This window comes from Lederbergia citrea (assembly GCF_018343525.1).
Classification (GTDB): Bacteria; Bacillota; Bacilli; order Bacillales; family Bacillaceae_C; genus Lederbergia; species Lederbergia citrea.
The window spans coordinates 352,605-370,517 of sequence record NZ_JAGYPH010000001.1; the positions used below are offsets into that span (position 1 = coordinate 352,605).

Sequence of the window (17,913 nt, forward strand, 5' to 3'; positions counted from 1 at the left end):
AGGGGGAGACCGTTGTGGCAGATAAAGAGAGCCGGGGACTGGATAAGCAAGACATAAAAACACTAATGAGAAACAACTTGATAGAAAGGCGAAACGAGGCGAAAATCATTCGAAGAATCGTTGCAATTATAGCGCTAATACTCATTCTTGCAGTTGGTGGTGCAGCTCTTGGTGGATATTTTTATATTCAATCCGCATTGAAACCAGTTGATTCCGACAATAATAAGCTAACAGATGTAGAAGTACCGATTGGATCTTCAACCACATCGATTGGAAAATTATTGGAGAAAAAAGGAATCATTAAAAATGCAACAATTTTCAAGTACTATGTTAAGTTTAATAATATTTCAGGATTTCAGGCCGGGAATTATTCATTGACACCTTCAATGACCTTGGATGAAATAACAGATACATTGCAAACAGGTAAGATGGCAAGAGAAGCCGTCTTTAAATTAACGATTCCTGAAGGATTACAGCTTGATCAAATTTCAACCATCATTGCAAAAAATATTGACATGTCATCGAAAGAAATTCTAGAAAAATTAAATGATCCTGATACTATTGCAAAGCTGATGAAAAAGTACCCTGATTTACTGACAAAGGATATTCTCGATAAAAATATTAAGCGGCCACTGGAAGGATATTTATATCCCGCCACCTATTCTTTCTATGAAAAAAATCCATCATTGGACGCTATATTGGACGTAATGTTGTCACAAACAAGAAAGGTTGTAGCAAAATATACTGATGCTATGACCGAAAAGGAAATGGATATTCATCAACTACTCACATTTGCATCCTTAATCGAGAAGGAAGCAACGAAAAAGGCGGACCGTAATCAAATTTCGAGCGTATTTTACAATCGAATCGAACAAAATATGCCTCTGCAAACAGACCCTACAGTCCTTTATGCTCTTGGTGAACATAAAACACGTACATTGTATAAAGATTTAGAAGTAGATTCACCATATAACACGTATAAAATTCAAGGGCTGCCACCAGGACCGATTGCCAATGCGGGTGAATCATCTATAGAAGCTGCGCTAAACCCAGCTGATAGTGACTATTTATATTTCCTGGCAGAACATGGGACTGGAAAGGTTCACTATGCAAAAACATTGGAAGAGCATAATGAGTTGAAGCAAAAATATATTACAAATAAAAGAAAGTAATCGTGGAGGGAGGTTTAATTCAGTGAACGATTCAATCAAAAGCTATCTGGAATCCCTACTACCTGAAAAAAACGCCTTTTTTTTAGAACTTGAACAATTTGCAAAGGAACATCGTGTTCCAATCATGGAGCCTACAGGGATTGAGACGATGCTCCAAATAATGAAAATCCAAGCCCCAAAACGTATTTTGGAAATTGGAACTGCCATTGGATATTCCGCTTTAAGGATGGTTGATGCAATTCCGGGGTCAATTGTGGTTACAATGGAACTGGACGAGGAAAGAGTGGGCCAAGCACAAAATAATATTAAGCAGTTTGGAATGGAAAACAGAGTGACGGTTTTACATGGCAATGCTCTGGATCTTTATAAAGAAGCAGCCGAAAATGGGCCGTACGACGCTATTTTTATCGATGCGGCAAAGGGTCAATACGTAAAGTTTTTCGAGTTATACGAGAGGCTTTTATCAAATAAGGGCTGTATTTATTCTGATAATGTCTTATTCAAAGGCCTTGTAGCTATGGATAACTCGGAAGAAAATAAAAGACGAGCGAGCGTGGCTGAAAAATTAAAAGTGTATAATCAGTGGCTCATGGACAATAAGAGCTTCGATACAGTTATTATTCCTGCGGGAGATGGCTTAGCCATTAGCAGAAAAAGAAATGGTGAAAAATAGGTGGAGGTCGGAAAATGGAACGAAGACCGGCAATAATTGGTGTGGCGGGCGGATCGGGATCCGGTAAAACAAGCGTCACAAATTCAATATATGAAAACTTTAAAGGACATTCAATCCTCGTTTTAGAACAGGATTATTATTATAAGGATCAATCGCAATTGCCGTTTGAGGAGCGTCTTAAAACAAATTATGATCATCCATTCGCATTTGACAATGATTTGCTCATTGAACATATCGGAAAACTGTTGCGCTATGAATCGATTGAAAAACCTGTTTATGACTATGCTCTACATACAAGGTCTGCAGATACAATCCATGTTGAACCGAAAGATGTTATAATTCTTGAAGGAATTTTAGTATTGGAAGATGAAAGATTGCGCAACTTAATGGATATTAAACTTTTTGTTGATACAGACGCAGATTTGCGCATCATTCGTCGCATGCTAAGGGATATTCAAGATAGAGGGAGATCGATTGATTCAGTCATTACACAATATGTTAACGTCGTAAGACCAATGCATAATCAATTTATCGAACCAACAAAAAGATATGCTGATGTCATTATCCCAGAAGGTGGACAAAACCATGTTGCCATTGACCTTGTGGCAACGAAGATCCAAACTATTCTTGAACAAAAGTCATTTTTGTAATACGATAGCATAGATACTAATATATGTACTCGCATGAAACTGCAAGCGCGCCTTCCTATGGGCGCGCTGTCATGTATTACATACAAAACAAAATCCCGTGCAATTTGGGACTGTGAACTAATAAGGAGTGAAGGGAATTGGCTAGGGAAAAAGTATTTCCAATGACAGAAGCCGGTAAAGAAAAACTGGAGCAGGAACTAGAATATTTAAAATCAGTAAGACGTAAAGAAGTTGTAGAGCGAATCAAGATTGCACGCAGCTTCGGAGATTTATCAGAGAACTCGGAATATGACTCTGCAAAAGAAGAGCAAGCATTCGTCGAAGGGCGTATTACTACTCTTGAAAATATGATTCGTAATGCCAAAATCATTCAAGACGATGAACTTAATTCCGACACTGTCACTTTAGGAAAAACAGTGACATTTGTTGAACTTCCAGATGGAGATGAAGAGACGTATACGATTGTCGGTAGCGCAGAGGCAGATCCATTTGAGGGGAAAATCTCAAATGATTCGCCTATTGCAAAAAGTCTACTTGGACATAAAGTCGATCAAGAAGTCACAGTGCAAACTCCAGGCGGAGAAATGCGAGTGCGTCTCGTTTCTATTAGCTAAGAATACCTTGCTTAAAAACACGGCCTCCCATTGGGTTGCCGTGTTTTTATCGTTTATCAAAGCACTGGGCTCTTTCTGTTATTGTTTTATAGTTTATTATTCACGTTTTTATGTGTCCATGTTATCATATTGACTATGGAGACGGAGGGGATAATATGCCATTTGATTTTAACGATGCTTCACGTTCAGCGCAGCGTGCAAAGCGGAGAAAAACAAACATCATCTTAAATACATTGATTGCTATCGTAGTAATACTTATTTTAATCGTAGGTGGGAGCATTTTCTTTGGAGGTAGTAAAACAGACCAAGAGCTTGCTGACAAGCAAACCTCGAAAGAAAGTGCTGAGCAAGCGGGAAAAGAACAAGTTGTTCCCGAAAATACTGAAAAAGACAATCCTGTAGTTGACGAAACAAGTAAAGAAGAAGAAAATACAGAAGAAAGTAATGATCAATTGATCGAAAAAGAAACTGGTGAACCAAACGTTGAAAAAGTGATTATCAATCAAGGGTGGAAACCAGTCGGCACGGAACAAGTTGGAAATCATCAACGATCATCGAGTAAGGGGACCGTTGATTGGAATGAGCAGGTAAAGGCAGCTTCATACGCAGTCGATATTCCAGTGGATAATATGACTGTTTGGTGGCTTGAAGGCGGTGAAAATCGCGAAAAGCAAGCAATAGCAACGGTAGCACCCCGGAATAACGCAGATGAAGCTTACAGAGTTTATATTGAATGGGTCGATGGGGAAGGCTGGAAACCGACAGAAGTTAAAAAGCTCACTCATAATGACAAAAGATAAAGGAAGATTGTGGAAAAGAGGTTCTCGTTATGAAAATAGCAATTATCGGTGCAATGGAAGAAGAAGTGACTTTGTTACGTGATAAATTGGAAAATAAATCAACAGAGACAATCGGTGGCTGCGAATTTATTAGTGGAATGATTGATAATAAAGAAACTATCTTGCTCCGTTCCGGAATCGGAAAGGTAAACGCAGCCATGTCGACTGCTATCCTAATGGAAAAATATAAACCGGATGTCGTTATTAATACGGGTTCCGCCGGAGGCTATAATCCAAACTTGAAAGTCGGAGATCTCGTTATTTCCACCGAAGTGCGCCATCATGATGTAGATGTCACTGCCTTTGGTTATGAATATGGGCAGGTTCCTCAGTTGCCGCCTGCATTCAAAGCGGATACGGCTTTAATTGACACTGCTAAAGCGGCAGCGCGGAAGCTTGAAGGAATCCAAGTTGTAACTGGCCTAATCGCAACTGGCGACTCCTTCATGAACGATCCAGAAAAGGTTGAATTTGTCCGCGGCAAATTCGTAGAACTACAGGCAGTGGAAATGGAGGGTGCAGCCATTGCTCAGGTTGCACATCAGTTCAACGTTCCGTTTGTGATCATTCGTTCTTTATCTGATATAGCAGGACAGGAATCACATATCTCTTTTGACCAATTCCTTGAAAAGGCAGCAGTAAACTCCGCCAATTTAGTATTGGAAATCGTTAAAAGAATATAGAATTCTATTACAAAGGAATACAAAAACGCCTGGATTTCCAGGCGTTTTGTTCTACTTATTAGTCATTTCCATAAATTCTTCAACATCCTTAATGCAAAGCTTAACGCCTTCTTCCCAGAATTCCCGCTTCGTCAAGTCGACTCCAAGATGCTTCATCGCTAAATCCTCAACAGTCATCGAACCTGTATCTTCCAGCATGGCCATATATTTCTGCTCGTAGCCTTTGCCTTCCTTTACAGCTTGCGCGTAAATTCCGAGTGAGAATAAATAGCCAAACGTATAAGGGAAGTTATAGAAAGGTACACCTGTAATAAAGAAGTGAAGTTTTGATCCCCAGAATAACGGGTGGTATTCTTCAAGAGAATCTACATATGCCTCTTTTTGCGCTTCTTCCATTAATTCATTCAAACGTTTTTTACTAACCATGCCTTTTTTTCGTTCTTCATAAAAACGGGTTTCGAAGAGGAAACGTGCATGGATATTCATGAAAAATGCTACTGAACGTTGAATTTTATCTTCTAGTAGTACAAGTTTTTCATCATCGCTCTTTGCATTGCTTACTGCGGCATCCGAAACAATCATTTCTGCAAAAGTTGAAGCAGTTTCGGCTACATTCATTGCATAACCTCGATTTAATGGGTGTGTATCTTTTAAAGCAAATGAATGAAAGGCATGGCCTAGTTCATGTGCAAGTGTTGACACATTTGATGGAGTCCCGGAATACGTCATGAATATTCTTGATTGGCCGCTAACAGGAAAAGATGTGCAAAAGCCACCAGGACGTTTTCCGGCCCGATCTTCTGCTTCAATCCAGCGATCCTCAAAGGCTTTTTTTGTAAACTGAGTCAATTCATCACCAAAATCTTCGAAATGATTCAGAATGAACTCGGCTCCTTGCTGATAGCTGTAAGAAGTACCAAGTTCCCCAACGGGCGCATCTAAATCAGCCCAGCTTAACTTTTCAACACCGAGCAAATCTGCTTTCCTTTTCAAATAGTTGGCAAATGGCTGCTTGTTGTCGGCAATGACTTTCCACATCACATCAAGTGTTTCTTGTTTCATTCGATTATAATCAAGCGCTTCCTTAAGGATTTGATCCCAACCGCGCTGCTTGTATACGGAAAGTCGGAATCCGGAAAGGTGATTCAGTGTACCAGCAAGTAAGTCCGCTTGCTTGTCCCAAGCTTTTTCCCATTCTGCAAAAATACGTTTTCTGACTTCACGATCAGAACTTGAAAATTTATTGGCAGCTTGGCCAACAGATAGTTCAACTTTTTCACCGTTTTCCTCAAACGGGATTTTAACTTGACTGACGATTGTGTCGTACATTTCCCCCCAGCCATGGTAGCCGTCAATGCTTAACGCATTGATTAATGCTTCTTGATCTTTAGGAAGTTTTTCCGCTGCCTTCTTACGACGCTCATTCAATACAAAGTTAAGCGGTTTGAGTGCGTTTTGTTCAAGCAGCTCGTTCCATATTCCTTCTTGAATGTTAAGCAATTTCTCGTCGAAGTTTGTTAAAATCGTGCTTAAGGATGAGCTTAACGTTGTCACCATACCGCGTAATTCATTTGCTCTCGTATCGTTTGTATCTTGGGCTTGGAGACAGCTGACAAATGCACCTGCCTGCCGCAAGTTTTGGGACACTGCTTGAAACTTTTCCAAAAGCTTAACGAGTGTCTCATCACTAGAAGAGACAGGGATTTCCCAATCTTCTACAGCTGCCGCAAATTCAGCGAGCTGCTCTTTTAATTTTTCTAAATGGTCAGTGAAATCTCGAGATGAACTGCCCCCTTCAAAAAAGACGTCAAGATCCCATGTTAATTCATATGTATTAATTGCCAAATATATCTCCTCCTTGCACTTATTATAAGGGAGGGTCAAAAAAACACCTAATATTTCATCATTTTAAAACTTCAGAACCGTTTTTTATATCCGAAAAATTGAATGGATCTTTTAAGAAATCCACTAATTTTACTTAGACAAGCAAGTGACTTCCATTTGCGTCATATACATTAAAACATAGGCAATCTATGCGGAGGTGAGGAGTTGTCCGGTATCCTAACGGCAATCGGTTATTTATTTAAGGAACTTATTTTCCTTGTTTCGTATGTGAAGAATAATGCTTTTCCACAGCCACTATCCCCAGAAGATGAACAAAAATATCTCAAACAGATGGCTGATGGAGACGAACATGCCCGTAATCTCCTGATTGAGCATAATTTGCGACTTGTTGCCCATATAGTAAAAAAGTTCGAAAATACGGGAGAAGATTCAGAGGATTTGATCTCAATCGGAACGATTGGATTAATTAAAGCAATAGAAAGCTATTCCTTTGGAAAAGGGACTAAACTTGCGACATATGCGGCCAGATGTATAGAGAATGAAATTCTGATGCATTTACGAGCTTTAAAGAAGACAAAAAAAGATGTTTCATTGCATGACCCAATCGGACATGACAAGGAAGGAAACGAAATTTCACTTATCGATGTGCTGAAATCGGAAGCAGAGGATGTCTTTGATACCATTCAGTTGAACATGGAGTTGGAAAGAGTAAAAGAATATATTGATGTACTAGATCATCGGGAAAAAGAAGTCATCGTTGGCCGTTTTGGATTAAACTTGGAAAAGGAACGTACCCAGCGTGAAATTGCAAAAGAATTAGGGATATCAAGGAGCTATGTGTCACGGATTGAGAAAAGAGCATTAATGAAAATGTTCCATGAATTTTACCGTGCTGAAAAAGAAAAGCTGAAGAAGTCAAAGGAAGAGACGTAAGGACCGAGATTTCGGTTCTTTTTTTTCGGGTTTTTTCTGTAATTTTTTCCATACTTAATCGTCTAATGTGTAAAGGAGGGGGGAATTTTGATTGAAGATTGGTTTCAAAAGTATGAACATGACATCACAAGTTTCCTTATTTACTATACAGGGTCCATGGATGTTGAAGATTTAGTACAAGATACTTTTTTAATCGCCTTGAAAAAAATCTCTAGATTCAAAGGTGATTCACATCCAAAAACATGGCTTATTTCCATTGCAAGAAACCACGTAATTGATATGTATCGAAGAAAAAGAGTATGGGAGAATATTAAGCAATTTCTATTGCCTGAGCAAACGTCCTTCAATGAAATAGAAGATCACTTAATAAAAGAGTCGGAAAATTCCCGACTATATAAGGCTATTCATCAACTTTCTCCACAGTACAAGGAAGTAGTCATCCTAAGAGGCATTTTGGAGCTTTCATCAAAGGAAACCAGTGATATTTTAAAATGTAACCAAAATAAAGTGAATGTGACGTATCATCGTTCATTAAAAAAACTAAGAGAAATTTTGGAAAAGGAGGGGTTTTGTCTTGAAGGATTTCAAACAAATTCAGGAACATCTAAGGAACCTTCCTAAATATTCTTTAAAAAATGAGCAAAAGCAGAAAATCTTAGTCAAATTACAGCAGAAACAGAGAACCCCCTCTTTTCGACCAATTCTTTCTATTGTTGCGGTGTTTATGATATTAATCGTTTTTCTGTTAACCGAGTATACTGTCCGCGAAGATCTTTTTGTTCCAAAGCAGTCCCAACTTCCGAAAATAGAATTAAATCCTCAAGCAGGAAAAATATTTGTACTCCCTGATACGAAACAAGAAGTAATTGGAGTTGAAGGAAAAGTTGCCATCTTAAAAGTATTCAATCACATTGTGGCTGAAGACCCAAGAAGAATTTCCAAGCTAATGATCTATTATTGGGGGAATTCAGAAAAAATAGCGTGGAATAACTATCGAATAGAAGCAATGAATAAAAACGCAGAAAAAATTACATTGGCGGAAGGGAAGCTTAATTCATCTCTATATAGTAAGGAGGCTCATACATTGACGAGTTTTACCCCTTTTCCAAAAGAAGGGGAATGGCAGCTCTCATTTTATGTAGACGACTCTTTATTTGGAGAATTTACTCTTGAGGTTTTGCCACCATTTCCAAAAACAAAACATTATATATTATCGGATTCCCCAAAAGAAATAAAACCTGGTGTAGAGACTGAAATTAGTATTGAAAGTACTTGGGAAGATAAAAAGGATATAGAAGTGCAATTAATAAATAATAAAGGAAAAATCGTTGAACAAAAAACCTTTAGTCAAGTAGGACAATACATTGATTCAGCTACGTTAAAGCCATTGTATGCATTCCAAGGAAAACTAATGTTTCCGAAGAAAGGTATATGGACATTGGTGATTGATGGAGAGAAAACAGAGACCTTTTCAAATTAATAAACATTACCTATAGCCAATAGGCCAAAATCATGCTATATTAATTAAGCGATGAGCTGATTTGCATAAGTCGAAGACATGCAAAATTTGCACACATGAATGTGAACATGTGGTCTTTCGCCGCAAACGTAAAAGACGCCTGTAATTGCAGGCGTCTTTTCTATTGTTTAGGAAATTTTATAAAAATACTATGTGGATAAGTTCAAAGAATATAAGTCGTCGTCCAGCTGCAGCGCCTAGCCCCTCGAGGTCAAATAACCTGAGCCAAAAAAGTCAAGACCGGACTTTTCTAGGCTCAGAACATTTGCTTGTCGGGGCTGAACGAGGCGCTTTCGCTTTTGGTTCGTCCAGCTTCAGCGCCTAGCCCCTCGAGGTCAAATAACCTCAGCCCAAAAAAGTCAAGGCCGGACTTTTCCGGGCTCAGAACATTTGCTTGTCGGGGCCGAACGAGGCGCTTGCGCTTTTGTTTTTACACTTTTTTCAATGAAAATGTACTGATCATCATTAATGATAAGATTAAAATAATGAATAAGAATGAGTACGGTGGCAAGTAAGGTACAGCAAGATAGCTTAGGGTTAATAGACAGCCCGCAGCAGTAATCGGGAGTCCTGTAAAATAGCCATTGCTTTCAGTAATATTAAATCTTGCGAGTCGGAATGCTCCACAGCCGATATAAAAAATAGTAAAAAACACTCCAGGAAAACCAAACAAAGATAATATTCCCTGATATAATAACAGGGCAGGAGCTACACCAAATGAAATGATATCGCTCATTGAATCTAGCTGTTTGCCAAGATCTGATTCAATTTGAAGCTTTCTTGCTGCCATTCCATCAAAACGATCTGCAAGAGCGGCAATGAATATGAGAAGAACACTTAAGTGAAGTTGGCCATTAATCCCGGCAATGATTGCAAAACCACCTAGCCCGAGATTTGCCAATGTAAGCACGTTGGCAGTTTGTGCTTTTAATTTTTTTATAGTATGGTCAACGACATCTGATAGAAACAAATCACCCACCTCCTTCTTAATTTTGAATGTCGTTTTCAATTGTATCTGTTAATACTTAATTATATGCTTTTTATACTCTAAAGTTAAGAAGAATTTTATTTTGTTTGGAGGTATTTGCTTGAAAGAAAGATTATACCGCTCATTAATTGAGTTGACAAACGGGCGAATGACGTCTATGGCTTTGGGGAAATTTGCGCGTTCTAGGTTGAGCAGGCCCCTTATTAAAACATATGCTAAAGCTTATAAGATTAATCAAAAAGAAATGCTTGATGATATTCATCACTATCCAAACTTGCATGCATTTTTTATAAGAAAGTTAAAAAAAGATGCAAGGCCAATCGATTTAAAAATAGATACAGTTACTAGTCCCGTTGACGGCATTCTGGAGAATTGGGGAATAATTAATGAAGATTGTGAAATGATCGTCAAAAATAAATCATATTCGATTGAGGAAATGTTGGGCGGCATAGAAAGATCGGGGAAATATAGTGGTGGCACATTTATGATTCTTTATTTAAGCCCAGCTCATTATCATAGAATCCACTCACCCCTTGATGGAAAAGTAATTGAATCATATTCACTTGGCCGTAAATCATACCCCGTTAACCGACTCGGATTAAAATATGGAAAGTCCACACTGGCAAAAAACTTCCGCACGATTACGGAACTTAAGCATGGCGATACAACCATTGCGATGGTAAAGGTTGGCGCAATGTTCATAAATTCGGTCAAAATAATCAATCAAAAATCTGAGTGGAAAAAAGGGGAAGAAGCTGCTTATTTCTCCTTTGGCTCAACAGTCGTCCTTTTATTCGAAAAAGGGGCTTTCCAAATGGAGAAATCACTAGAAGTACCTACAGAAGTACAGGTGGGAGAGGCATTAGGGAGAGTAATTAGCACATAATTAAGCAATAATAAAAAGCGCCCGCTTAAAGGCGCTTTAAAATTAGGCTTTATCTTCAGGCAAATACCTTTTGCTCAAATGCCATTTTTTTATATCTTGTCAATGATCGCCGCTGGAGTTCCGATTCAATTAGCTGGATAAATTCAGAACTCAAGTTTAATTCCCTAGCTTTATGGTAGGACTCAATCAGCAATTCGTCTGATAACTTTTTCATCAGCTTCACCTCCAGCAAATCATGTTCTAAAGACGGATGATTTAGAATAACCTAATATGTTATCTCTTATTACCCTCACTTTATCAAAATAAATCCTGTGGAACAAGCGTTCCAATATCCACAGGAGATAGTGGATATCTTGTGGGTAACCTGTTGATTAGTTTCTTTAGCGTTGTCTTATTCGCCTTTTTTATGTTAGTAAAGTTATCCACAATTTTGAATAAAAAGAATTTTGTCGAAAACTCTTTTTAAATTGGGAAAAAAGGTGCGTATATACCAAAAATTAGTTAAGATTAAATTTAAGCATACAGTACAATTAATGAGGTGCAGATGATTGTTAAATAAATTTTTGCCCAGTAAATATGTAAAAAGCATTTACGATATCAAACCGGAAGAATTAAAAAACAAGGGTATAAAAGGTGTCATAACGGATTTGGACAATACTCTTATTGAATGGGACAGGCCAACGGCTACTCCAAAACTTATTAAATGGTTTGATGAAATGAAGCGCCATGATATTAAAGTGATCGTTGTGTCGAATAATAATGAACAGCGAGTAAAAGCCTTTTCTGATCCGCTTGGAATTCCATTCATTCATAAAGCGCGAAAACCGCTCGGATCCGCATTCAGACGAGCGGTTAAATCAATGGGAATATCGAGAGAAGAAACGGTGATTATTGGCGACCAGTTACTAACGGATGTGCTCGGGGGAAATCGTGCGGGATTTGAAACAATCCTCGTTGTTCCCGTTGCTAAGTCCGATGGTTTTTTTACACGATTTAACCGAATGGTTGAACGAAGAATTATGGCCAATTTCAAGCGAAGAGGCTTGATTGATTGGGAGGATGAAAAGTGAAGAAACATGATATTAGCTGTATAGGGTGCGGTATTTCCATACAGAGCGAAAATCAAGAGGAACTTGGCTTTGCACCACTTTCTTCTTTAGAAAAAGAAGAAGTGATTTGCCAAAGATGTTTCCGTCTAAAACATTATAATGAAGTCCAAGATGTCTCATTGACAGATCAAGACTTTCTAAATATTTTAAATCAGCTAGGAAAAACCGACAGTTTAATCGTTAAAATCATTGATATATTTGATTTCAATGGCAGCTGGCTTCCGGGCCTTCATCGGTTTGTTGGTAAAAATCCGATTTTACTTATAGGGAATAAAGCGGATTTGTTGCCGAAATCAGCAAAACGAAATAGGCTGATTCAATGGATGAAAAGCCAAGCGAAAGAACTTGGTCTTCAGCCTATCGATGTGCTGCTTGTAAGTGCAACTAGAGGTATTCATATTAGAGAAGCGCTTGAGCAAATTGAGGAATACCGAAAAGGGAAGGACGTTTATGTAGTCGGATGTACGAACGTTGGAAAATCTACGTTTATTAATCGAATTATTAAAGAAGTAGCAGGCGGGCAAGATGTAATAACAACGTCTCATTTTCCGGGAACTACATTAGATATGATTGAAATTCCTCTTGACGATGGCAAAGCACTTATTGATACACCGGGTATTATTAACCATCATCAAATGGCACACTATGTAGACAAAAAAGATCTTAAAGTCATTACGCCCAAAAAAGAAATTAAACCAAAGGTCTTTCAACTTAATGAAGAACAAACGTTGTTTTTTGGCGGGTTGGCAAGACTAGATTACTTAAAAGGCGGCCGCCGCTCTTTTGTTTGTTATATGTCCAATGAGATTTTCATACATCGTACGAAGTTAGAAAATGCGGATGAAATATACGAAAATCATGTAGGCGATATGCTGCAACCCCCAAGGAAGGACGACTTAGCCCATTTCCCTAAGCTTATCCGCCATGAATTCATGATCAAAGAAGGTAAAACCGATATCGTTTTTTCCGGACTTGGATGGATCACAGTAAATGAACCTGGAGCAAAAATTGCGGCATATGTGCCAAAAGGTGTTAATGTGATGATTCGCCGCTCATTAATCTAACTTTGGTTTATTTGCATGATGAAAATGATATAGAGAAAACGGGGGGAGAGAGATGATCAAGCTTTATGGTGTCATTGGCAATCCCATTGCACAATCAATGTCACCTGTAATGCAAAATCAGGAATTCCAACAATTTGGATTAGATGCCCATTATCAGCCTTTTCATATATTAGAAAAAGAGTTAGAAACGGCAGTAAAGGGAATGAAAGTGATAGGTGTCGAAGGTTTTAATGTGACTAGTCCTCATAAAACGGCGATTATGCCGTTTTTAGATAAAATTGATCCACTTGCGGAAGCCATTGGCGCTGTCAATACCGTTGTCCGTAAAAATGATGAATTTCATGGGTACAATACGGACGGGGATGGATTTATCAGAGCATTGCAAGCAGATTGGAAAGAAGACTTCATGAATGAACGTGCACTGATTATCGGAGCAGGCGGTGCTGCAAAAGCAATCTTTTATACGCTTTTATCAAAGGGGATGGCTCATATTGATATTTGCAATCGAACCGCCTTCAAAGCGAAGAAGTTAATTGAAGAATGTCCTTATGAAGGTAAATCTAAAGCCATTTCGATTGCTGAAGCGGAGGATACACTAGAGCATTATAATCTAATTATCCAAACAACCTCGATCGGCATGTACCCAGATATCTACAAAAGCCCTATGTCGGTTAAAAATTTGCTGCCAGAGGCATTTGTATCAGACATCATCTACAATCCTTTCGAGACTGCTTTAATAAAAGATGCGAAACAAAAAGGTGTAAAGACGCAAAATGGACTTGGGATGTTTGTATACCAAGGAGCGCTTGCATTTGAAAAATGGACGGGGATTGCTCCCGATATAACCCGAATGACAAATATTGTAGTAGAACAATTAGGAGGCAACCATGCTAACAGGTAAGCAAAAACGTTTTTTAAGATCGAAAGCACATAATCTTGATCCGATTTTTCAAGTGGGAAAAGGCGGAGTGAATGAAAATATGATCAAACAAATGAATGAAGCCTTGGAAGTACGTGAATTAATTAAGATCAGTATTCTTCAAAATTGCGAAGATGACCGTGATACAGTTGCAGGAGCGCTGATTGAAGGAACTAAAGCTGAGCTTGTTCAAATTATTGGGAAAATGGTCGTTCTTTATAAAGAGTCTAAAGAACATAAAGAAATTAGACTGCCGATTTAAAGGATGAGGATGATGAGGAAAAAAGTCGGGATTTTAGGCGGTACTTTTGATCCGCCCCATCTTGGCCATTTAATCATTGCCAATGAAGTGCTCCATCAATTAAACCTTGATGAAATTCGTTTTATGCCAAATCAGGAGCCGCCTCATAAAGAAAGATCAAGCGGCACGACAGGTAAAAATAGAGTCCGGATGCTTGAATTAGCCATTCAGGGAAATCCTGCATTTAAGTTAGAGAAAATTGAGCTGGAAAGATCGGGCAGGTCATTTACAGTTGATACTATGAAAGTACTGGTAGAGCAAAACCCGCATCATGAATATTATTTTATAATTGGTGCGGATATGGTGGAATACTTGCCAAACTGGCATAGAATTGATGAATTAGTGGAAATGGTTCAATTTGTTGGCGTTAATCGGCCTAACCACCGGATGGAAAGTAATTATCGAATCATTGAAGTGGATGTACCCTTAATTGAAATATCATCAACGATGATTAGAGATAGAAGTAAAGCTGGAGAATCCGTCAAGTATTTACTGCCTGACAATGTAATTGGCTATATAGAGGAGAATCGGTTATATGGATCGTGAGCAGGCACTACAATTGGTCAGACAACAAATTAAAGGTCCCAGATATGAGCACACTTTACGTGTAGTTGATACTGCAGTTGAACTTGCAGAAAAATTCGGAGCCGATCGAAATAAGGCCGAGCTTGCTGCTATCTTTCATGATTATGCCAAGCTGATGCCTATCACCGAGTTAAAGGATATAATCATAAAAACGAAACAAGATGTTCGATTGCTCGATTATCATCCCGAACTTTGGCATGGGCCTGTAGCAGCTCATCTTGTCTATGATAAATTTGGTATAGATGACGAATCAATTTTAAATGCAATTCGATTTCATACAACTGGGCGAGCCAATATGACTTTGTTTGAAAAAATCATTTATTTGGCTGATTACATAGAACCAGGTCGTAAATTTCCAGGGGTAGAAAAGACAAGGGGAATGGCCCTCGTGGATTTGGATCAAGCTTTATTACAAGCATTAAGAAATACAATCACATTCCTGATAGATCGGAATTCACCTATTTTTCCTGATACTTTTGAAGCTTACAATAGGTTAACTATGAATAAAGGAGGAAACAACGATTGAATACTAAAGATGTTTTAAAAGCTGTAGTAAAGGCTGCAGATGATAAAAGAGCTGAAGATATAGTTGTTTTAAATATGCAAGGGATTTCGCTTATTGCAGATTATTTTGTGATTTGTCACGGTAACTCTGACAAACAAGTACAAGCGATTGCCCGTGAATTGAAAGCTGTAGCTGAAGAAGCAGGCATTGATGTAGGAAGGTTAGAAGGTTTTGACGAAGCAAAATGGATCCTTGTGGATATGGGTGATGTGATTGCTCATGTTTTTCATCGCGATGAGCGCAGCTATTATAATTTGGAAAGACTTTGGGGCGATGCACCGTTTGAGGACGTTCTAAGTGAATTGACACAGTGAGCTACGAACGCTTAGCCTATGTTTATGATTTATTAATGGCGGATGTTCCCTATAAAAAATGGCTTGATTATTTGCTTTTAGAAAAGCAACGCTTTCATATCGATGGAATGCGAGTGCTTGACTTAGCATGTGGTACAGGGGAATTATCTATCCTTCTAGCCAAAAACGGCTTCGACGTAACCGGAGTTGATTTATCGGGAGATATGTTAATGGTTGCCCAGGGGAAAGCCGAACGTGAAGGGATCGAACTTTCATTATATGAACAAAATATGAGCGAACTTGAAGGCCTCGGTATATATGATATCGCTGTTATTTTTTGTGACTCCCTTAATTATTTGTCCACACCTGAAGATGTTCAGAAAACATTTTCAAATGTACATGCCCATTTGAAAAACGGTGGGTTATTTATATTTGATGTTCATTCTCCTTATAAAATGGAACATATATTCATGGACGAAACTTTTGCAGTTGCAGAAGAGGAAGTCTCTTACATATGGAACTGTTTTCCTGGTGAGCATTCCTATTCCGTCGAACATGAATTGACGTTTTTCGTTCGGGAAGAACAGTCGGGAAAATATGAGCGATTTGAAGAACTTCATAAACAGCGCACGTATCTTATTGAGGAATACCAATCTTGGCTCGAGGATGTGGGTTTTTCTGTTGAGGCGATAACAGCCGATTTTACTGATCAATTTCCTGTTGAATCATCAGAGCGAATATTTTTTACATGCAAAAAGAAATAAGCGTCGGTAAAGGTTTTTATCCTTTTCCGTCCGCTTTTTTCTATGAAAATAATCTTTGATCTTTGATAGGTATAGATTCTTTCTCTAGTGGTCATCCTAAATTTGACAATAAGAAAGCTGAGCTACCTATTGGCGAGGTATCTCGTTTAAACAATTATTGTTTTGGCTAAACTAATTAGTTTGCAGTGGTTCTTTATATAACTCTTTGTTGATTAACATAGAGTAAATCGTGCGAAGCATTCGATGGCCTGTAGCTACGAGTGCTTTTTTCTTTCCCCTTCTTGCTGCAGTAGACCAATATCTAATGGCGATCCATTTATTTCTACTCCGTGAGGCAGCCCATGCAGCTTCGCATAAAGCTGATTTAATATGAGGGTTTCCTTTGGTTGTGCGTGTACTCTTTCTCTTTCCCGCACTCTCATGATTTCCAGGTGATAATCCTGCCCAAGAGGCAAGGTGCTCGGATGAAGGAAACTGGCTCATATCCACCCCGATTTCTGCGATTATAACCGAAGCAGTATTTTTATTTATACCTGGTATAGATGTTAAGATAAGCACTTCTTCTTGATAGGTTAGAAGGATCCGATCAATTTTTTGATCGATTTCATCCGTCAGGGTCTCCAAATATTCAATATGCTTCCAGGACTGTCTAATTAAAAACAGCTGATGATCGTTAATCGTTCCAAATAAAGAATCGGAAATACTTTGTTTCTTATGTTTCATTCTTCCATGAATAGAGGATTCTACTTCATAATCATCTATATAGCCTTTTTCTAGAAGACGTACAAGTAACTTTCGACCCGACACTCCAAAGACATCGGAGATGACAGAGCTTAACTTAATATTGGAACTCTCAAAAGTCTTTTGAATACGGTTCTTTTCGGAAGTAATGTGCCCTATCCACTTTTTACGTAGTCGAGTCAGATCTCGAAGTTCGCGTATCTCGGATGGCGGAATAAAACTTTTTTCTAATAAACCCACCCTTAATAGCTTGGCTATCCATTCCGCATCACTTACATCGGTTTTGCGCCCTGGGACGTTTTTAATTCGTTGAGCGTTGGCTAGTGTAATGTCAAAAAAGTCCTCCAGAATATTAAACACCGGTTTCCAATAAACCCCTGTACTTTCCATGGCAATGTGTGTAACCTCTTTTTCTTCCAGCCATTTTAAAAGACGGTATAAATCTTTCGTAAAAGTTGGGAAAGTCTCAATTTCAGTCGTTAACTCATTATCACTGTTCCCTGTAAGTACACAAACAACAATACTCTCCACATGGACGTCTAAACCTGCACAACGTTCCAGCAATACTTCCATGACAACCACCTATTCTGAATAAGATCATAAACAGGGAATAAGTTTGACCATAAGTATTTTTCTGTACGTAGTCACCCAAGAAACAGGTGCTCACAAAGGGTTGAGCTCCAAACTTATTCAAGCAGTTTTTATTACAGGATCTAGGTCACCAAAAAAAGCCACGCACTGAACCTGTTTATGTCACCTATCAGTATGGA

At 38.5% G+C, this 17,913-nt stretch carries 22 protein-coding genes; 18 read left to right on the top strand and 4 right to left on the bottom strand.

The window, feature by feature from the left end:
• Nucleotides 1-65: 65 nt before the first annotated feature.
• From mltG to mtnN, 6 genes are all read left to right on the top strand, one after another.
• Complete coding sequence (gene mltG / locus KHA88_RS01785) at nucleotides 66-1,172, top strand: endolytic transglycosylase MltG (protein WP_213097882.1); 1,107 nt, start codon at nucleotides 66-68, stop codon at nucleotides 1,170-1,172.
• Between the two features lie 22 nt (nucleotides 1,173-1,194).
• On the top strand, nucleotides 1,195-1,845 hold the full coding sequence (locus tag KHA88_RS01790) for an O-methyltransferase (protein WP_213097468.1): 651 nt from the start codon (nucleotides 1,195-1,197) through the stop codon (nucleotides 1,843-1,845).
• 14 nt (nucleotides 1,846-1,859) lie between these two features.
• Nucleotides 1,860-2,495 carry a uridine kinase gene (gene udk, locus KHA88_RS01795; RefSeq protein ID WP_213097467.1) on the top strand — a complete coding sequence of 212 codons (636 nt, stop codon included), beginning with the start codon at nucleotides 1,860-1,862 and terminating at the stop codon, nucleotides 2,493-2,495.
• 137 nt (nucleotides 2,496-2,632) lie between these two features.
• Complete coding sequence (gene greA / locus KHA88_RS01800) at nucleotides 2,633-3,109, top strand: transcription elongation factor GreA (protein WP_213097466.1); 477 nt, start codon at nucleotides 2,633-2,635, stop codon at nucleotides 3,107-3,109.
• A 155-nt stretch (nucleotides 3,110-3,264) separates the two neighbouring features.
• Nucleotides 3,265-3,909, top strand: a complete 645-nt coding sequence (locus KHA88_RS01805) for a YrrS family protein (protein WP_213106787.1) — start codon at nucleotides 3,265-3,267, stop codon at nucleotides 3,907-3,909.
• A gap of 29 nt (nucleotides 3,910-3,938) precedes the next feature.
• On the top strand, nucleotides 3,939-4,631 hold the full coding sequence (gene mtnN, locus KHA88_RS01810) for a 5'-methylthioadenosine/S-adenosylhomocysteine nucleosidase (RefSeq protein WP_213097464.1): 693 nt from the start codon (nucleotides 3,939-3,941) through the stop codon (nucleotides 4,629-4,631).
• A 51-nt stretch (nucleotides 4,632-4,682) separates the two neighbouring features.
• Here mtnN and KHA88_RS01815 read toward each other — a convergent pair whose 3' ends face one another.
• Nucleotides 4,683-6,476 (bottom strand): M3 family oligoendopeptidase, encoded by a 1,794-nt coding sequence (locus tag KHA88_RS01815; protein WP_213121338.1) that lies wholly within the window; start codon nucleotides 6,474-6,476, stop codon nucleotides 4,683-4,685.
• A 204-nt stretch (nucleotides 6,477-6,680) separates the two neighbouring features.
• Between KHA88_RS01815 and sigK the strand changes: the two genes are divergently transcribed.
• The 3 genes from sigK to KHA88_RS01830 all read left to right on the top strand — a co-directional run bounded on the left by sigK (nucleotide 6,681) and on the right by KHA88_RS01830 (nucleotide 8,889).
• Nucleotides 6,681-7,409 carry an RNA polymerase sporulation sigma factor SigK gene (gene sigK, locus KHA88_RS01820; protein WP_213097462.1) on the top strand — a complete coding sequence of 243 codons (729 nt, stop codon included), beginning with the start codon at nucleotides 6,681-6,683 and terminating at the stop codon, nucleotides 7,407-7,409.
• An 87-nt stretch (nucleotides 7,410-7,496) separates the two neighbouring features.
• Nucleotides 7,497-8,030, top strand: a complete 534-nt coding sequence (locus tag KHA88_RS01825) for an RNA polymerase sigma factor (protein WP_249305772.1) — start codon at nucleotides 7,497-7,499, stop codon at nucleotides 8,028-8,030.
• Nucleotides 7,984-8,889 carry a hypothetical protein gene (locus tag KHA88_RS01830; RefSeq protein WP_213097461.1) on the top strand — a complete coding sequence of 302 codons (906 nt, stop codon included), beginning with the start codon at nucleotides 7,984-7,986 and terminating at the stop codon, nucleotides 8,887-8,889. Before KHA88_RS01825 ends, KHA88_RS01830 begins: the two co-directional genes overlap by 47 nt.
• A 469-nt stretch (nucleotides 8,890-9,358) precedes the next feature.
• On the opposite strand, the gene pssA is transcribed toward KHA88_RS01830, so the two are convergent.
• Nucleotides 9,359-9,898 (bottom strand): CDP-diacylglycerol--serine O-phosphatidyltransferase, encoded by a 540-nt coding sequence (pssA, locus tag KHA88_RS01835; RefSeq protein ID WP_213097460.1) that lies wholly within the window; start codon nucleotides 9,896-9,898, stop codon nucleotides 9,359-9,361.
• Between the two features lie 118 nt (nucleotides 9,899-10,016).
• Between pssA and KHA88_RS01840 the strand changes: the two genes are divergently transcribed.
• The gene (locus KHA88_RS01840; RefSeq protein WP_213097459.1) at nucleotides 10,017-10,802 is read left to right on the top strand and encodes a phosphatidylserine decarboxylase; all 786 of its coding nucleotides are present in this window, start codon (nucleotides 10,017-10,019) and stop codon (nucleotides 10,800-10,802) included.
• A gap of 55 nt (nucleotides 10,803-10,857) precedes the next feature.
• Here KHA88_RS01840 and sda read toward each other — a convergent pair whose 3' ends face one another.
• Nucleotides 10,858-11,016, bottom strand: coding sequence for a sporulation histidine kinase inhibitor Sda (gene sda, locus KHA88_RS01845; RefSeq protein ID WP_213097458.1), 159 nt, complete (start codon nucleotides 11,014-11,016; stop codon nucleotides 10,858-10,860).
• A 334-nt stretch (nucleotides 11,017-11,350) separates the two neighbouring features.
• Here sda and KHA88_RS01850 point away from each other — a divergent pair, with 334 nt between their 5' ends.
• Genes KHA88_RS01850 through KHA88_RS01885 form a run of 8 tightly spaced genes read left to right on the top strand, consistent with a single transcriptional unit; the run spans nucleotide 11,351 to nucleotide 16,402 of the window.
• Nucleotides 11,351-11,872, top strand: coding sequence for a YqeG family HAD IIIA-type phosphatase (locus KHA88_RS01850; RefSeq protein ID WP_213097457.1), 522 nt, complete (start codon nucleotides 11,351-11,353; stop codon nucleotides 11,870-11,872).
• A complete protein-coding gene (gene yqeH / locus KHA88_RS01855; RefSeq protein ID WP_213121339.1) occupies nucleotides 11,869-12,975 on the top strand; it encodes a ribosome biogenesis GTPase YqeH in 1,107 nt (368 codons plus the stop codon). The genes KHA88_RS01850 and yqeH overlap by 4 nt, the downstream gene beginning before the upstream one ends.
• Before the next feature lie 52 nt (nucleotides 12,976-13,027).
• Nucleotides 13,028-13,876 (top strand): shikimate dehydrogenase, encoded by an 849-nt coding sequence (gene aroE, locus KHA88_RS01860; protein ID WP_213097455.1) that lies wholly within the window; start codon nucleotides 13,028-13,030, stop codon nucleotides 13,874-13,876.
• Entirely contained in the window at nucleotides 13,863-14,156 is a 294-nt protein-coding gene (gene yhbY, locus KHA88_RS01865) for a ribosome assembly RNA-binding protein YhbY (RefSeq protein ID WP_213097454.1), read from the top strand. The genes aroE and yhbY overlap by 14 nt, the downstream gene beginning before the upstream one ends.
• A 12-nt stretch (nucleotides 14,157-14,168) precedes the next feature.
• On the top strand, nucleotides 14,169-14,741 hold the full coding sequence (locus tag KHA88_RS01870) for a nicotinate-nucleotide adenylyltransferase (RefSeq protein ID WP_213106788.1): 573 nt from the start codon (nucleotides 14,169-14,171) through the stop codon (nucleotides 14,739-14,741).
• Complete coding sequence (yqeK, locus tag KHA88_RS01875; protein WP_213106789.1) at nucleotides 14,731-15,306, top strand: bis(5'-nucleosyl)-tetraphosphatase (symmetrical) YqeK; 576 nt, start codon at nucleotides 14,731-14,733, stop codon at nucleotides 15,304-15,306. Before KHA88_RS01870 ends, yqeK begins: the two co-directional genes overlap by 11 nt.
• The gene (gene rsfS, locus KHA88_RS01880; RefSeq protein ID WP_213097451.1) at nucleotides 15,303-15,659 is read left to right on the top strand and encodes a ribosome silencing factor; all 357 of its coding nucleotides are present in this window, start codon (nucleotides 15,303-15,305) and stop codon (nucleotides 15,657-15,659) included. The genes yqeK and rsfS overlap by 4 nt, the downstream gene beginning before the upstream one ends.
• The gene (locus KHA88_RS01885) at nucleotides 15,656-16,402 is read left to right on the top strand and encodes a class I SAM-dependent DNA methyltransferase (protein ID WP_213097450.1); all 747 of its coding nucleotides are present in this window, start codon (nucleotides 15,656-15,658) and stop codon (nucleotides 16,400-16,402) included. The genes rsfS and KHA88_RS01885 overlap by 4 nt, the downstream gene beginning before the upstream one ends.
• Before the next feature lie 171 nt (nucleotides 16,403-16,573).
• Here KHA88_RS01885 and KHA88_RS01890 read toward each other — a convergent pair whose 3' ends face one another.
• The gene (locus KHA88_RS01890; RefSeq protein ID WP_213121340.1) at nucleotides 16,574-17,716 is read right to left on the bottom strand and encodes an IS110 family RNA-guided transposase; all 1,143 of its coding nucleotides are present in this window, start codon (nucleotides 17,714-17,716) and stop codon (nucleotides 16,574-16,576) included.
• Nucleotides 17,717-17,913: the final 197 nt, after the last annotated feature.

What these genes read in the sequence shown, in the direction of transcription:
- sda (WP_213097458.1), bottom strand. Translation starts at nt 11,016, where the DNA reads ATGAAAAAGTTATCAGACGAATTGCTGATTGAGTCCTACCATAAAGCT.
- udk (WP_213097467.1), top strand. Translation starts at nt 1,860, where the DNA reads ATGGAACGAAGACCGGCAATAATTGGTGTGGCGGGCGGATCGGGATCC.
- mltG (WP_213097882.1), top strand. Translation starts at nt 66, where the DNA reads ATGAGAAACAACTTGATAGAAAGGCGAAACGAGGCGAAAATCATTCGA.
- aroE (WP_213097455.1), top strand. Translation starts at nt 13,028, where the DNA reads ATGATCAAGCTTTATGGTGTCATTGGCAATCCCATTGCACAATCAATG.
- yhbY (WP_213097454.1), top strand. Translation starts at nt 13,863, where the DNA reads ATGCTAACAGGTAAGCAAAAACGTTTTTTAAGATCGAAAGCACATAAT.
- KHA88_RS01870 (WP_213106788.1), top strand. Translation starts at nt 14,169, where the DNA reads ATGAGGAAAAAAGTCGGGATTTTAGGCGGTACTTTTGATCCGCCCCAT.
- KHA88_RS01890 (WP_213121340.1), bottom strand. Translation starts at nt 17,716, where the DNA reads ATGGAAGTATTGCTGGAACGTTGTGCAGGTTTAGACGTCCATGTGGAG.
- yqeK (WP_213106789.1), top strand. Translation starts at nt 14,731, where the DNA reads ATGGATCGTGAGCAGGCACTACAATTGGTCAGACAACAAATTAAAGGT.
- KHA88_RS01805 (WP_213106787.1), top strand. Translation starts at nt 3,265, where the DNA reads ATGCCATTTGATTTTAACGATGCTTCACGTTCAGCGCAGCGTGCAAAG.
- mtnN (WP_213097464.1), top strand. Translation starts at nt 3,939, where the DNA reads ATGAAAATAGCAATTATCGGTGCAATGGAAGAAGAAGTGACTTTGTTA.